Source organism: Streptomyces sp. C10-9-1, from assembly GCF_024497955.1.
Taxonomy (GTDB): Bacteria; Actinomycetota; Actinomycetes; order Streptomycetales; family Streptomycetaceae; genus Streptomyces; species Streptomyces sanyensis.
Window position 1 is genome coordinate 62,492 of record NZ_JANHKP010000009.1, and the last position, 15,048, is coordinate 77,539.

Genomic DNA, 15,048 nt, shown 5'->3' on the forward strand with positions numbered 1-15,048 from the left:
GGCCTTCGGATTCAGTAGCGGGGACAGGATTTGAACCTGCGACCTCTGGGTTATGAGCCCAGCGAGCTACCGAGCTGCTCCACCCCGCGTCGGTGAACACCACCCTACGGGACGCCGACGACCAGTGCAAATCCCTTCCGGGCACCGTGGCACAGGCCACTTCGGCGAGGTCCCGGCCGGGCGGGCGGCGCCGTCGGGCGCCGCCCGCCCGGCTCAGGCCGTGAGCTCCTGCAGCAGGGCGTCGCGCAGCCGTGCGGCCCGCTCGGCCACCTCGGCGGGCCCCAGATCCACGGCCCTGGCGCACCAGCGCTGCCCCTCGGCCAGCTCGCCCCGGCGCGCGGCCAGCAGGGCCAGACGCAGTGCCGCACGGCCGTGCCCCGCACGGGCGGCCCGGGTCCACCACAGGGACGCCTCCCGCTCGCTGCCCTCACGGGCGAGCAGCAGCCCGAGGTTGAAGGCGCCGCTGCGGCTCCCCGCCTCGGCCGCCTCCCGGTACCAGCGGGCCGCCTCGGCCCCGTCGCCCCGGGCGGCGGCGAGCATGCCCACCCGCACCTGGGCCCGGCGGTGGCCCTGGCGGGCCGCGCGCTCGTACCACTCCTCGCACTCGCTCTTGGCCGCCACGGGCTCACCGAGCGCGGGGGCACCGGGCGGGGGGCGGCGGGCGTCGAGCAGCGCGGCCAGCCGGAACGCGGCCTCCGCGCTCCCGCCGCCCGCCGCACACCGCAGGTGCCGCTCGGCCTCGTGCTCGTCGCCGTCTTTCAGCCGGGCGATGCCGACCTGGAGCGCGGCCTCGGTGTGGCCCGCCGCCGCGGCCCGCTCGTACCAGTCGAGCGCGGTGCGGTCGTCGTCGCGGCCCGCGTGGAGGATGCCCAGGTTGAACGCGGCGTCCACGCTGCCCGCCTCGGCGGCCTTGGAGAACCAGGGCTCGGCGCCCACGTGGTCGCCCGCCTGGAGGAGCAGCACCGCCAGCGCGTTGGCGGCCTCGCGGTGGCCCGCGTAGGCGGCGCGCCGGTACCACTGCTCGGCCTGGGCCGTCCGGTCCTGGGACGCGCACAGCAGGCCCAGGTTGTAGGCGCCGTTGACGTCCCCCGCGTCCATGGCCGCGCGGTACCAGCGCTCCGCGGTCTGCGCCTCGCCGCGGGCGGCATGCAGCGCGCCGAGGGCGTTGGCGGCGTTGCCGTCCCCGTCCTGCGCGGCGCGGAGCCACCACACGGCGGCGCTCTCCTCGTCGCCCGCGTCGCGCAGGAGGAAGCCGAGGGCGCAGGCGGCCCGCGGCTCCCCGTCCTTGGCCGCCGTCAGGTACCAGCGGCCCGCCTCCTTCAGGCGGCCGCGGCGCTCCAGGATCACGCCGAGGTGGAGCGCCGCCCTCCGGTGGCCCCGGGCGGCGGCCTGGCGGTACCACTGGGCCGCCTCGTCGAGGAGCGCCGCGGCGACCCGCGCGGCTGCGGGCTCCGGCGCGGACACGGACGGGGCGGCGCGCTCGGCCGGATCCGGCGAGCCGTCGCGGGCCGCTCCGCGGCCGACGGTGCCGCCCGGGTCCTTGCGGCCCGTGCGGGTGTCCGGCGCCGTGCCGCGGGAGTCCGCCACGGGCCGGCCGGCGAGCGCGTGGCGGCCGGTGTCGGCGAGGGCGGCGGTCCCCGCCGTCCGGGCCCCCCCTTCCGCCGCGCGCGCCTCCAGGGCGCGGGCCAGCCGGTAGGCCGCCTCCCGGTGGCCCTGCTCGGCGGCCGTCCGCAGCCAGCGCTCGACGCCCTCCTCACCGCGGTGCTCGAGCAGGTCGGAGAGGGCGTAGGCGCCGAGGGCGTGGCCCTGCTCGGCGGACTGGCGCAGCCAGTACTCCGCGGCCGGCTCGTCGCCGCGCTCGCGGAAGTGCCGCCCGAGCGCGTGCGCCGCGGCGGCCGAACCGGCGACGGCCGCGATGCGCCACCAGCCGGCCGCCTCCTCCGGATAGCCGCGCTGGTGCAGCAGGACACCCAGGTTGTTGGCGGCGGCACGGTCACCGTCGGCGGTCGCGGCACGGAGATAGGGCTCGGCCCCGTCCAGGTCCCCCCTGCGGAGCAGCAGCGCACCGAGCACGCTCATGGAGGAGGTGTCACCGCGCTCGGCGGCACCCCGGTGGCGGGCCTCGGCGCCGGCGGTCTCCTCGGCGTCGTGCTCACCGCCCAGCCCCTCGACCCGGTCGGCGAAGTCGGCGGAGGCCGTCGCGTCCGCCACGTTTCCGGCATGCGGCTGCTCGAACCGCCCTGTCTCCAACAGCGTTGCCCTGTCCCCCATGTTTCCCATCGTCACACCACCCGCAACCCGCGCACACCTGGTATACCGCAGCCTGAGAGGTCACTTCGGCGTTTTGTCGACATGCCCACAGAGAGACAAGTCAAACACGTCGAGGCCCAACTGACGCCGCGCGGCACGCACTTCGCCCGGGTTGCCTCCGAAGAGACCGCCGTGGACGGGGGCACGGACACACACGCCGAGAGGGCCCGGATCCTGATGGATCCGGGCCCTCTCCTTCAGTAGCGGGGACAGGATTTGAACCTGCGACCTCTGGGTTATGAGCCCAGCGAGCTACCGAGCTGCTCCACCCCGCGTCGTTGTGATCTCACCGTACCACGACGCGGGGTGGGGCTTCGACCGAGGTCAGCCGCCGTCTGCCGGGGACTCCTCCAGGCGTCCTTCGGCGTCCGCCGCCCGCTGGAGGGCGTTCTGGAGGTCCTGCTGGGCCTTGCCGTAGGCCGTCCAGTCGCCGTTCTTGATCGCCTCCTGGCCGTCGGCGTACGCCTTCTGCGCGTCGGCGATGGCGTCCTTCAGGGCCGCGTCGCCGGTGGCCGGGGGCTCCTCCGTGTCGGCGGGCGGCTCACCGGTGTCGGGCGGAGTGGTGGTCCCGTCGCCGGCGCTCTCCTCTCCGAACACCTGCGACAGCGCCCCGCTCAGGTCGTTGGCGAACCCGATCTTCTGGCCGTAGACCACCGCCACCTTGCTGAGCAGGGGGTACTCCGAGCCACGGCCCTGGGCGTAGATCGGCTCGACGTACAGGAAGCCGCTGTCGAGCGGCACCGTCAGCAGGTTGCCGTACTTGATGGTCGAGTCGGCGCCCTTGAGGTCGCGCACGAAGTTGGCGATGGGGTCGTGGCGGTTGAGCCGGCTCTGGATCTGCTCGGGGCCGTCGACCTTGTCGTCGGTGACCCGCATCAGCCTGATGGTGCCGTAGTCCTTGCTCGTGGCGTCCGCGTCGACCGCCATGAACGCCCTGAGGTTGGGGCGCCCGCTCGGGGTGAACGTCGTGGTCAGCGAGAACTGCTGCTCCGTCTGGCCCGGCAGCTTCATCGACAGGTAGTACGGCGGGACCGCGTTGCTGTCGGACTTGGTCGGGTCGTTGGGGACCTGCCAGGCGTCGCTCGCGTTGTAGAAGGGCGCGGGCTCGGTCACGTGGTACAGGCTCAGCAGCTCGCGCTGGACCTTGAAGATGTCCTGCGGGTACCGCATGTGGGACTTCAGCTCGTCCGGGATGTCGCCCTTGGCCTTGACCGTGCCCGGGAACGCCTTCATCCAGGTCTTCAGGACCGGGTCGTTCTCGTCCCACTCGTAGAGGGTGACGGTGCCGTCGTAGGCGTCGACGGTCGCCTTCACCGAGTTCCGGATGTAGTTGACCTGGTTCTGCTGGGCGACGACCGCCCGCTGCCGGTCGGTCAGCGAGTCCGCCGTGGTGTCACCGAGGGTGGTGCGGGAGGCGTACGGGTAGCCGTTGGTCGTGGTGTACGCGTCCACGACCCACTGGATCCGCTTGCCCACGACCGCGGGGTAGGCGTCGCCGTCGATCGTCAGCCAGGGGGCGACGGCCTCGACGCGCTCCTTGGGCGTGCGGTTGTAGAGGATCTTCGAGCCCTCGCCGATGGCGCCCGAGTACATGATCTGCGGCTCGCTGAAGGCGACCGCGTACGCGGCGCGGTTCAGCGGGCCGGAGAGGTCGATGCCGCCCTCGCCCTCGTAGCTCGTGGTGACCTGGCCGCCGCCGTCGCGTTCGTAGTCGAGCTCCTTCTGCGGTCCGCCCACGATCGAGTACTGGGTGGTCTTCTCGCCGTAGTAGATCCGCTGCTCGTACTCGCCGAGGCTGCCCTCGGAGGGGATGCCGGACTCGGTGAACTCGGGCGCGCCCGTGATCCCCTTGGCCGTGCTGGTCCCCTTCGCCGCCACGGCGCCGTAGCCGTGGGTGTAGGTGAAGTGGTCGTTGATCCAGTTGCGCTTGTCCACGCCCTGGAGGTTGAGCTCGCGCAGACCGATGACCGTGTCCTGGCCGTCGTAGCGGTCCACGTCCAGCGTGGCGGGGAACTGGTAGTACTTCCGCTCCTGCTCCAGCTGCTGGAAGGTGGGCGAGACGATGTTGGGGTCGTTGATCCGGTAGCTGGCCGCCGCGTCCGCCTGGGCCCGCTGCTTCCTCGCGTCCGTGATCTCGCCGCGGCCCGTGTAGTCGGTGGGCTTGACCTGGTCGATGCCGTACGCCTTGCGGGTGGCCTCGATGTTCTTGCGGATGTACTCGGCTTCCTTGGCCTGCTCGTTGGGCTGGACCTGGAACTTCTGGACGATCGCCGGGTACAGGCCGCCGATCAGGATCGCCGACAGGACCATCAGTCCGAAGCCGATCACCGGCAGCTGCCACGTGCGGCGCCAGAGCGTCGCGAAGAAGAGCACGGCGCAGATGATCGCGATGCAGAAGAGGATCGTCTTGGCCGGCAGGTAGGCGTTGGCGTCGACGAAGCGCAGGCCCGTCCAGTTGCTGGTGGCCTTGAAGTCGCTGGACTTCACCGCGAGCCCGTAGCGGTCCAGCCAGTAGGCGACCGCCTTGAGCGACACGAACAGCCCGAGCAGCACCGACAGGTGCCCGGTGGCCGCCCCCGTGGCGCGCGCGCCCGGGCTGGTGACGCGCAGGCCGCCGTAGAGGTAGTGGGTGACCGCGGCGGCGATCAGCGACAGGATGACCGCGGCGAACCCGAAGCCGAGGAGGAAGCGGTACCAGGGCAGGTCGAAGGCGTAGAAGGCCACGTCCATCGAGAACTGCGGGTCCTTCTCACCGAAGGGGACCCCGTTGACCCACATCAGCCAGGTCCGCCACTGGCCCGTGGCCGAGGCGCCCGCGATCAGCCCGACCAGCGCGGTGACGCCGAGGAGCACCCACTTCCTGTAGGGGGCGATCCCCATGCGGTAGCGGTCGAGGCTCTGCTGTTCCAGCGACATGGCACTGAGCGGCGGGCGCAGCCGGTACGCGAGCCAGATGTTCAGCCCGACGGCCACCGCCATGAGCAGGCCGAAGACGGCGAAGAGGCCGACCTTGGTCCACAGGGTGGTGGTGAAGACGGAGGAGTACTCGACGGAGCGGTACCACAGCCAGTCGGTCCAGAACCCGGAGAACATGACGAACACCATGGCCAGCACGGCCAGGACGCCCAGTGTGATGAGCAGGGTGCGGACGCGCCGGGAGGGGCGGCCCACTCTGATCCGTGGCCCGGTCGGGCCTCCGCCGCGGTCCGGCATCTGGAAAGCCAACGTGCGCACCTCGATGTTCGCGGTCGTCTGAAACGGCCCCGGGAACCTGGAGCCTCACTCATGCAACTTACCGAGGCTTTACCTAGTTCCCGCACGGGGCCGGGAAGGAGGCAGGATATTGGCCATGTCCAACGTTTCCTCCTCCGGCCCCCCCATGGCCGCGAGTCCGCTCACCCGTGCCGTCCTGGAGATCGACGAGTACGCGGCGGGTCTCGGCTGGGACCAGCCGGCCCGTCTCTTCGCCCTCGTCGACACCGCCCGCCTGCGTTCGCAGGAGCCCGACCTCGCCGCGCAGCTCGGCCTGGACGAGGGCGACACGGCCGCCCCTCTGACCCCGATCGAGCAGGACGAGATCCCCGCCGGTGCCGCCCTGGACGAGTTCCTGGGCACCATCGCCTGGCCCGACGCCGTGGCCGGCTGCGCCCTCACGGTGGAGCGGCTGATGCTTCCGCAGAGCGCCGAGGCCTCGGTCCCGGACGGCCTCGACGGCTCCGCGCTCACCGACTGGGTGGCCTCCCACCCCGACCGCCAGGAGGTGCGGATGACCGTGGCCGTCCTGCGCGACGGCACCCGGGAGTCCGCACTGCGGCTCCGCGAGAAGGACTCGCCGAACGAGGTGCTGACCGGGGCCGGACTGGTGCCGGGCCTGGCCGAGGCCCTCGCGGCGACCTTCGAGGACTGACCCCCGCCCGCGCCGAACCGTACGCCGCCGGGGTGCCGCGGGCCGTCGGCCCGTCGGTGCCCCGGCCCCGCGCGGCGCCCGGGTCGGGCCCGGCCTGCCTCAGCCCACGGTGCAGGCGGGCAGCCCGGCGGTGTCGCCCTCGCGGATCCGCTCCAGGGCGCCGGTGGCGTCCTCGATGGTGTCGACCTTGACCAGGGTGAGTCCCTCGGGGGTGTCCGAGGCGGCGGTCGCGCAGTTGGCGCTCGGGGTCAGGAAGTACTCGGCCCCCGCGTTCCGTGCGCCGACCAGCTTCATCTCGATCCCGCCGATCGGGCCGACCTCGCCGGCCTCGTCGATGGTGCCGGTGCCCGCCACGAACTCCCCGCCCGTCAGGTCCCCGGGAGTGAGCTTGTCGACGATCCCCAGCGCGAACATCAGTCCCGCGCTCGGCCCGCCGACGTCGGCCAGGTGGATGTCGATGGTGAACGGGAAGGTGTGGTCGGTGCCCGCCTGGATGCCCACGACGGCCCGGCCGTCGTCCTCGGCCGCCTCGGTGGTCACGGTGACCTGCTCGGTCTTCCGCGGCTCGCGCCCGGCCTTCTCGGCGGCCTCCGCCTCGTCGGCCGGGACGATGGTGAAGACCACCTTCTCGCCGGGCTCGCGCTCCACCACGAGGTCCGCCACGTCGCCCGGCTCCTCGACCTCGGTGCCGTCCACGGCCCGGATCACGTCGCCCGCGTGCAGCACGTCCTCGGCAGGGGCCCCCTTGACCACGGCGGCGACGACGACCCGCGAGGCCACCGGGATGTCGAGTTCGCTCAGCGCCGCGACCTTGGCGCTCTCCTGCGACTGGCTGAACTCCTCGGCGTTCTCCTGGGTGGACTGCTCCTCGGTCTTGCCGTCCGGGTAGAGGGTCTCGTGCGGGACGACGACGTTGTCGTGGGTGAGCCAGCCGTACACGGCCTCGAAGAGGTTCATCCGGTAGTCGGCCCCGGTCACCCGCACCGTGGTCATGTTCAGGTGGCCGGTCGTCGGATAGGTGGTGCGGCCCGAGATCTGCAGCACCGGTTCGCCGTCCGCGGACCCGAGGGTGTTGACCGTCGGCCCGGGCGACATCTCCGCGTAGGGAACCCGGAAGAACACGCCCGCGCAGAGCAGCACGATGAAGACGAGGGTGGAGGCGAGCATCGTCGCGGTGCGGCGTGGCATGGAACGACAGTACGGGACAGAGCTGTGCGAGGGCGGCCGGGGCCGCTGCCCGGGAGCCGTGCAAACAGCCCGCGAATGCCGCGGTCAGTTCCGCACGGCATCCGAACCGGAGCCCGCCCGCTCCATCGCGTCGCGGAACCGGGCGTAGCCGGCGAGCTCGGCGACGTCCCCGCTGGTACGGTCGCGGGATGCCCAGCCCGCCCATATCGCGGCTCCGACAGCGGCGAAAAGCGGAATCAGCAACCAGGCCAGAACTGCCATCGCGACCTCCCTACCCCATGAGCGAACGCAACTGAGTGATCAGCAGATTAGTGGTCTGCCGGATCAACGCTCGCGGCAGGGGCCGGGTTACGCAAATCGGGGCCCAAGGGCTCCGTCCGGGTTTGACGGCCGCCACGGGCCACGAACGGAGCATCGCCCCTCGGGCCGGGACGCCGCGCGCCCCGGCCCGAACCGGACCGGTCTCCCCGGGGGCGTCGGCGCTACGCGCCCACCCACTCCTCGGTCCCGTCGGAGAACTGCTGGTGCTTCCAGATCGGCACCTCGTGCTTGAGGTCGTCGATCAGCATGCGGCAGGCCTCGAACGCCTCCCCCCGGTGCGGGCACGACACGGCCGCGACCACCGCGAGGTCACCCACCGCGAGGTCACCCACACGGTGGACGGCGGCCAGCGCCCGTACGGGGTAGCGCGCGGCCACCCGCTCGGCGATGCGCCGCATCTCGGCCTCGGCGCTCGGGTGGCAGGAGTAGCCGAGGGCGTCGACGTCCGCGCCGCCGTCGTGGTTGCGCACCGTGCCGACGAAGAGGGCCGTGCCGCCGGCCGCGGTGTCCCCCACCGCCGCGAAGACCTCGTCGACGGAGAGCGGGGCGTCGCGGACGGCCAGCAGCCTGATCGGGTCCTGTGCGGCCAGTTCACCGGGGTGGTCGTGCGTGGGTGCCATGGCGCCATCGTGCCGCACCGGGCCGCCCCCGAGGAATAGCCGCTCCGACGGTTCCCGCCCGCCGGGCCTTGGAGCCTCCTACAGCCGGGGGAGGTCCCGCACCGGGCGCCCCCGCACCGGCGGCCGCCCGGGCGGGTCAGATGCGGCGGCGGGCCTTGCGCGCCCGGCGGACCAGCGCCGCCGTGCCCAGCAGGGCGACGGTGGCACCGGCGGCGCCCGCGGCCGTGGCGTCCTTGCGGCCCAGGCGGCGGCCCGCGACCGTGTGCCGTCCCTCGACCTCCTCCAGGAGCGCGGCGAGCACCTCCTCGTTGGTCCACCGGGGCCGCCAGCCGGCGTCGTGCAGCCGGCTGACGCTGACCACCCACGGATGCATCGTGTAGGCCAGGTCCCCGGCCGGGGAGGGGGTCAGGCCGATGCGGTGGAGGCGTGCGGCCGCCCCGAGCGCGACCGCCGAGGGGAGTTCCATGCGCCGGATGCCGCTGAGCTCCTCGACCTCCTCCTGTTCCAGCCAGCCGTCGCAGCCCACGGCCAGCTCGCCCTCCACACGCTCCAGCACGGCGTACTCCAGCGCGGTGACCAGGTCCTCGACGTGGCAGAACTGCCAGGTGGGCCGGGAGCCGGCCACCACCAGCAGCCGGGGCGACTCGAAGTAGCGCGTCAGGGCGGTGTCGGTGCCTCCGACGAGCACGGCGGGACGCAGCACGGTGACGTTCAGACCGGGGTGGGCCCGCGGGGCGCGCCGCGCCAGCCGTTCGATCTCCAGCAGGTCGCCCACCCCGGTCGCCTCGGCGGTCGCCTTCAGCTCGGCGTCCTCCGACAGCGGCACGTCGTTGTCGTCGAGCGCCCCGTAGACCATGGCCGAGGTGCAGAGCACGACCCGGTGGACCCCGGCGGCCGCGGCGGCCGTCAGCACGGTCTGGGTGCCGCGCACGTTGTAGGCGGTGCGGGCCGCGGGATCGGACTCCAGGTCCAGGTCGAGGGCGAGGTGCACCACGACGTCGGCGCCGCGGAGCTTCTCCGCGATGGCCGGGTCGCGCACGTCGAGCACGTGCCAGTGGGCCTCCGGCACCTCGCCCCGGCGCTCGTCGATCGCGATGACCTTCTTGATCTCGTCCGAGGCCGCGAGGCGCCTCACGAGCAGGTCGCCGACGCCCGTCGCGGCACCGGTGACCGCGACGACGGGACCGCGCCCCGGCGCCGGGGTTGAGTGGTTTCGCGCTGCGCGAACCTGCGGATCTGGGGAACTCACCAGGCGTCTCCAGCGGTTGTCTTCAGTACGCAAGCGAACGACGCATACGCACCAGGTGAGTGTCCATCCTGCCGCAGGCGGCCGGCCGGCGGGGCACCGAGGCCGCAAGCGGCCCGGCGCCGCAGCCGCCGGGGCGCCCGGCCGCTTAGGCTGGGTGGTGTTGTCGGGAGTCGCCGTCGGCTGGCAGCCGACGGCCCTACGAGCCGAGGAAACCCGTGAGTGACACCCCATTCGGATTCGGCCTTCCGCCGGAGGAGCCGGAGGACGGCGACGAGGGCAAGAAGAGGAATCCCGGAGGTGGCCAGGGCTCCGGAGGGTCCCCTGGCAACCCCTTCGGGTTCGGCATCGGCCAGGGCGGCGGGGACAATCCCTTCGCCGCCATGTTCGGCTCGCTGAACCCCAGCGACCTGGGCGCGGCCTTCCAGCAGCTCGGCCAGATGCTCAGCTTCGAGGGCGGCCCGGTGAACTGGGACATGGCCCGCCAGATCGCCCGGCAGACGGTCTCCCAGGGCACGCCGAACGGCACCAAGGACGCGAGCGTCGGGCCCGTGGAGCGCACCGCCGTCGAGGAGGCCGTCCGCCTGGCCGACCTCTGGCTGGACGGCGTGACCTCCCTGCCCTCGGGCGCGGGCACCGCCGTGGCCTGGAGCCGTGCCGAGTGGGTCGAGGCGACCCTGCCCGCATGGCAGCAGCTGGTGGACCCGGTCGCGGAGCGTGTCGGCGCGGCCATGGGCGACGTCCTGCCGGAGGAGATGCAGGCCATGGCCGGGCCGCTGCTCGGCATGATGCGCTCCATGGGCGGGGCGATGTTCGGGCAGCAGATCGGGCAGGCCGTGGGCGTGCTCGCCGGTGAGGTCGTGGGCTCGACGGACATCGGCCTCCCCCTCGGCCCGGCCGGCAAGGCGGCCCTGCTCCCCCTGAACATCGAGGCGCTCGGCAAGGACCTCGGTGTGCCCCGGGACGAGGTCCGGCTCTACCTCGCGCTGCGCGAGGCGGCCCACCAGCGCCTCTTCGCCCATGTGCCGTGGCTGCGCTCGCACCTCTTCGGTGCCGTCGAGGGCTACGCCCGCGGCATCACGGTGGACACCGGCAAGCTGGAGGACGTGGTCGGGCAGTTCGACCCCACCCACCCCGAGCAGCTGCAGGAGGCCCTTCAGCAGGGCATGTTCCAGCCGGAGGACACCCCGCAGCAGAAGGCCGCGCTCGCCCGGCTGGAGACCGCGCTCGCGCTGGTCGAGGGGTGGGTCGACGCGGTGGTCCACGCCGCGGCCGCCTCGCGCCTGTCCTCCGCCGGCGCGCTGCGCGAGACGCTGCGCAGGCGCCGTGCCTCCGGGGGCCCGGCGGAGCAGACCTTCGCCACGCTGATCGGCCTCCAGCTGCGGCCCCGCAGGCTCCGGGACGCCTCCCGGCTCTGGGCCTCGCTCACCGACGCGCGCGGTGTCGACGGGCGGGACGCCCTCTGGGAGCACCCGGACATGCTGCCCACGGCGACCGACCTGGACGACCCGGACGGCTTCGTCCACCGCGAGCAGCTGGACTTCTCGGAGCTCGACAAGATGCTCGGCGAGGCGGCGGGCGGGCGCGGTCCCCAGGAACGCCCGGCCCCCGAGGCGGGCACCGGTAAGGGACCGGCGGGGGAGGACCGCGGCGCCCCCGGGGACGGCGGCGACAAGGACGGCGGGACGGACGCGGACGGCAGGGGCGAGTGAGCCTCCACGAGGACGCGGCCCTGGTCCTGAAGGAGTACCGGGGCCCCGACGAGGAACAGGCCGCGCTGCGCCTGGCCTACCTCGACCACCTGGCGGAGCACGCCGGCGGCATGTGGAAGTCCTGCGACGCGGGGCATCTCACGGCCAGCGCGCTGGTGGTCGACCCGGCGCGCGGGCGGGTCCTGCTGACCCTGCACCGCAAGCTCGGCATGTGGCTGCAGATGGGCGGGCACTGCGAGCCGGACGACCGGACGCTGGCCGCGGCGGCGCTGCGCGAGGCGAGGGAGGAGTCGGGCATCGACGAACTCAGCCTGCTGCCGGGCGGCCCCGTCACGCTGGACCGGCACCCCGTCCCGGCACCGTGCCACCGCCACCTGGACGTGCAGTACGCGGCCGTGGCTCCGGCCGGGGCGACGGCCGCCCTCAGCGAGGAGTCCCTGGACCTGCGCTGGTTCCCCTACGAGGAGGTCGCCTCCGTGGCCGACGCCTCGGTCGTCCGGCTCCTGGCCCGCACCCGGGCGCTGCTGTAGGGCGGGCCCGCACCCGGGCCTCGCGCCGGGCCGGCCCGGGCGCCCGCCGCGCGCGGGTGCCCGGGCCGGCCGCGTCAGCTCCAGACGTTGTTGCGGTTCTGCCCCTGGGCGCCGTGCTGGCCCACTCCGTACTGCGCCCGCAGCCCGGAGCCGAGGTCGGCGTGCTGCGGGGGCATGACCTCGCTCGGCTGCACCAGGGCGAAGCCCTGGCCGAGGAAGCTGAGCTCCCAGCCCTCCCCCGTGCTGCCCCGGCGGCGGCGCACGCGCGAGGAGTGCGTCTGGGCCTGCATCTGCACCCGCAGTCCGGAGGACCAGGCCACGACCGCGTCGGCGTCGGCGTTGACGTACGTGTCCGGGGTGACCCGCATCATCAGGGGCTGCCCGGAGGTCATCAGCGCGACGCGGCCGCGCCCGGAGATGTTGAGCTGGTACTTGCCGGAACCGGAGATCCCGTACTGGCTGTCCACCGCGATCACCTCGGTGTGCAGACCGGAGTCCAGGGCCAGCACGTAGGCACTGTCCACGGTGATGCCCTCGGAGTCCACGTCGACGAGGTGGATGTGCTGCGCGAGGTTGGCGAGGTAGACGGTGCCCTGGCCCGAGCAGCGCATCAGGTCCAGTCCCTCGCCCGTGTGGGCCCGGGCCCGGCGCTGGCCGCTGCTCTGGTACTCGCCGTCGAAGTCGACGAGCCCCTGGTAGGCCACCATGGCGCCCTTACGGGCGAGGACGTCCTCGTGCCCGCTGAGCGCGACCCGCAGCAGCTGCGGGTTCTGCACGACGTACCGCTCCTGGGACTGCTGCTCGGCATGGCCGAAAAGCGAACTCTGCATGATCTGTCCCGCTCCCCCTCAGCCCCGGATCCGGAGGCGGTCGGTGCTGTCCTCGCTCGGCTGGACCACGACGATCCCCTCGCCGGAGAACGCCATCTGGTAGGCCTCGCCGCTCCCCCGCCCGATGAGGGAGGACGCCTTGAAGCTGCGCTTGCCCTTGACCTTGAGGTTGGGCGACCAGGCGACGAGCGCGTCCGGGTCGACGTAGGTCTCGTCCTCGCCTCGTCCGCAGTCGACCACGATCGGTGTCCCGCGCGAGGTGAGGGCCACCCAGCCGGTGCCGCCGATGGTGACGTTCCACAGGCCCTGCCCCGCGAACTTGGCCAGCCCCTTGACCTTCTCCACCCCCCACTGGAGGTGGGCGTCGAAGGCCAGCACGTTGCTGCCGTTGACCGACAGGGAGTCGTTGTCGAGGTTGATCACGACGACGTCCGCGCCGTAGTCGGCGAGGTACAGCAGGCCGTCGCCCGAGCACCTCATCAGGGGCGTGCCCTCACCGGTGAGCCACTGGGCCGCGATCTGCCGTACGGCGCTCGGGTTGGGCTCGTACTGCACGAAACCCTCGTAGGCGACCATCGAGCCCGTGCGGGCGTACAGGTCCTGGCCGCCGGCCATGGCCACCTTGAGCATGGCCGGGCCGTGGTTCTCCATCCGGGCCGCGACGGGCGTCGGGGCGTAGCCCGCGAGTTGCTGGTTCATTCTCCGGGCTCCCTCAGACCTCGTAGGGCTGGACGACGATGAAGTTTCCGGGAGCTCCCCGGAACTGGAGGTTCACGGTCTCCCCGCTGTGGCCGGGGTAGGCGTTGCGGCGCAGCCGGACCTGGCTGGAGAGGATCACCTGGGAGGCCGCCGACCAGGCGACGATCGCGTTCGAGTCGGCGAAGGTGGTCGGCGTCACCGGCAGGACGACGGGCACGCCGCGGGTCTTGACGACGACGGTGCCGGTGCCGTGGAACATCATGGTGAACAGCGCACCGCCCGGGATGCCGTGCCCCTCGATCCGGCGGACCTCGTGCTGGAGCGTCTCGTCGAAGGCGAGGACGTTCTCGGCGGAGACGCAGATCCCGTCGCCCTGGAGCTCGACGGCGTGCAGATGGGCCGCCTCCTCCGCGAAGAAGACCTGGCCGCGGCCGGTGCAGCGCATCAGCTGCATCTCCTGGCCGGTGGCGTTGCCGACGACGCGGCCGGAGAACCCGGCACCCCGGTAGCCGAAGTCCACCTTGCCCTGGTACATCACCATGCTGCCCTGGCGTGCGAGCACCGGTGTGCCGCCGACGGTGAGGTCGGCCCTCATCAGCTGCTGGTTCTGCGACGTCCAGCGCTGCCCGGTGGGCGCCTCACGGTAGGCCTGGAGTGCCGCCTGCAGGCCGGGGCCGGCCTGGGGGGTGCCCTGCGGCACCCCTGCGGGCGGGGCGCCGGGCGGCGGCCCGGGAGGCGGGGTCTGGCCGGGCACCTGGCCGAACGGCGGCTGGGCCGGCTGCCCGTAGGGGGCCGGTGCCGGGGCGGGCGGCGGGACGGTGCCGGGCGCCAGGGGGGCCGCCATGGTGGGGGCGCTGTGCACCGGGGCCGCGACCGCGGGCTGCGGGGGCCCGGGGGGAGCGCCGAAGGACGGGGCGGGAGGCTGCGGGGCCTGCGGCACGTGGGGTGCCTGGGGGGCACCGAAGCCCGGCGCCGGACCCGCGGGCGGGGCGAAGGCCGGGGGCGCGGCGGAACCCGGCTGCGGCGCGGGCTCCTCCTCGGCGACCTCGCCGCCGAAGTTCTTGAGCAGCGCGTCGAGGCCCCCGTCGAAGCCCTGGCCCACGGCGGCGAAGCGCCATACGTCCTTGCGGTAGAAGTCGCCGAGCATCACCGCGCGCTCGGTGCTGAACTCCGAGCCGGTGAAGGCGTAGCGGACGACCTCCTCTCCGCCCGCGACGATGCGGAGGTAGCCGGGGCCGATCTGCGACATCTGCCCCGCGCCGTCCACGGTGGCGGTGAAGGAGAGCTTGTGGATGTGCTCCGGGATGCGGTCGAGCGTGACGCGGAACGACTCGGTGTCGCCGGCCTGTGCGCCGAGCAGCTGAACGGATTCCTCGGGCGTCTTCGGCTGGTTGAAGAAGACGAAGTACCGGTCGTCGGAGAGCTGCTCGTCGGCGTCCAGACCGAAGCAGCTGATGTCGAATGTCAGACCGGGAGCGGCGATCTGGACGCCGACGTACAGATCCGTTCCCGGAGTGAGATCACTGAGCTTGGCCTTGTGGCCGCGTTGGAATTCCCTGGCCATGCGTGACGACCGTCCCCCATCCCGAGACAATGAATGCGTCGCGCCAGGCTATCCGCTGGCGGCGAGATCGAGCCAAGCCGGTACGCATTCGGTACACAGCTGCCACGGCTGCCGCACAGAA

At 73.0% G+C, this 15,048-nt stretch carries 12 protein-coding genes and 2 tRNA genes; 3 read left to right on the forward strand and 11 right to left on the reverse strand.

Translation table 11 applies throughout. The features are described from left to right. Nucleotides 1-15 precede the first annotated feature (15 nt). From NPS70_RS14455 to NPS70_RS14470, 4 genes are all read right to left on the reverse strand, one after another. Nucleotides 16-89 (reverse strand) — tRNA-Met (locus tag NPS70_RS14455). Between the two features lie 124 nt (nt 90-213). After that, entirely contained in the window at nt 214-2,280 is a 2,067-nt protein-coding gene (locus NPS70_RS14460; protein ID WP_256524626.1) for a tetratricopeptide repeat protein, read from the reverse strand. 231 nt (nt 2,281-2,511) lie between these two features. Beyond that, nucleotides 2,512-2,585 (reverse strand) — tRNA-Met (locus tag NPS70_RS14465). A 49-nt stretch (nt 2,586-2,634) separates the two neighbouring features. Next, nucleotides 2,635-5,523 (reverse strand): UPF0182 family protein, encoded by a 2,889-nt coding sequence (locus NPS70_RS14470; RefSeq protein ID WP_256524834.1) that lies wholly within the window; start codon nt 5,521-5,523, stop codon nt 2,635-2,637. Between the two features lie 136 nt (nt 5,524-5,659). Here NPS70_RS14470 and NPS70_RS14475 point away from each other — a divergent pair, with 136 nt between their 5' ends. Further along, entirely contained in the window at nt 5,660-6,217 is a 558-nt protein-coding gene (locus tag NPS70_RS14475; protein WP_256524627.1) for a PPA1309 family protein, read from the forward strand. A gap of 99 nt (nt 6,218-6,316) precedes the next feature. Here the strand turns inward: NPS70_RS14475 and NPS70_RS14480 are convergent, their stop codons facing one another. The 4 genes from NPS70_RS14480 to NPS70_RS14495 all read right to left on the reverse strand — a co-directional run bounded on the left by NPS70_RS14480 (nt 6,317) and on the right by NPS70_RS14495 (nt 9,595). Then, complete coding sequence (locus NPS70_RS14480; RefSeq protein WP_256524628.1) at nt 6,317-7,405, reverse strand: PDZ domain-containing protein; 1,089 nt, start codon at nt 7,403-7,405, stop codon at nt 6,317-6,319. Between the two features lie 84 nt (nt 7,406-7,489). Continuing rightward, entirely contained in the window at nt 7,490-7,666 is a 177-nt protein-coding gene (locus NPS70_RS14485; protein WP_256524629.1) for a hypothetical protein, read from the reverse strand. Nucleotides 7,667-7,887: 221 nt separating this feature from the next. Continuing rightward, nucleotides 7,888-8,346 (reverse strand): molybdenum cofactor biosynthesis protein MoaE, encoded by a 459-nt coding sequence (locus NPS70_RS14490; protein ID WP_256524630.1) that lies wholly within the window; start codon nt 8,344-8,346, stop codon nt 7,888-7,890. 136 nt (nt 8,347-8,482) lie between these two features. Beyond that, nucleotides 8,483-9,595, reverse strand: coding sequence for an SDR family oxidoreductase (locus NPS70_RS14495; RefSeq protein ID WP_256524631.1), 1,113 nt, complete (start codon nt 9,593-9,595; stop codon nt 8,483-8,485). 215 nt (nt 9,596-9,810) lie between these two features. On the opposite strand from NPS70_RS14495, the gene NPS70_RS14500 reads away from it, so the two are divergent. Both NPS70_RS14500 and NPS70_RS14505 read left to right on the forward strand, forming a co-directional pair. Continuing rightward, nucleotides 9,811-11,304 carry a zinc-dependent metalloprotease gene (locus NPS70_RS14500; protein WP_256524632.1) on the forward strand — a complete coding sequence of 498 codons (1,494 nt, stop codon included), beginning with the start codon at nt 9,811-9,813 and terminating at the stop codon, nt 11,302-11,304. Continuing rightward, nucleotides 11,301-11,834: an NUDIX hydrolase gene (locus NPS70_RS14505; RefSeq protein WP_256524633.1), complete on the forward strand. Its 534-nt coding sequence runs from the start codon at nt 11,301-11,303 to the stop codon at nt 11,832-11,834. The genes NPS70_RS14500 and NPS70_RS14505 overlap by 4 nt, the downstream gene beginning before the upstream one ends. A gap of 74 nt (nt 11,835-11,908) precedes the next feature. Here NPS70_RS14505 and NPS70_RS14510 read toward each other — a convergent pair whose 3' ends face one another. From NPS70_RS14510 to NPS70_RS14520, 3 genes are read right to left on the reverse strand one after another with little or no spacing between them, the layout of a single operon-like run. Beyond that, nucleotides 11,909-12,664 carry an AIM24 family protein gene (locus tag NPS70_RS14510; RefSeq protein ID WP_256524634.1) on the reverse strand — a complete coding sequence of 252 codons (756 nt, stop codon included), beginning with the start codon at nt 12,662-12,664 and terminating at the stop codon, nt 11,909-11,911. Nucleotides 12,665-12,682: 18 nt separating this feature from the next. Continuing rightward, nucleotides 12,683-13,363 (reverse strand): AIM24 family protein, encoded by a 681-nt coding sequence (locus NPS70_RS14515; RefSeq protein WP_256524635.1) that lies wholly within the window; start codon nt 13,361-13,363, stop codon nt 12,683-12,685. 13 nt (nt 13,364-13,376) lie between these two features. Then, nucleotides 13,377-14,927 carry a TerD family protein gene (locus tag NPS70_RS14520; RefSeq protein ID WP_256524636.1) on the reverse strand — a complete coding sequence of 517 codons (1,551 nt, stop codon included), beginning with the start codon at nt 14,925-14,927 and terminating at the stop codon, nt 13,377-13,379. Nucleotides 14,928-15,048: the final 121 nt, after the last annotated feature.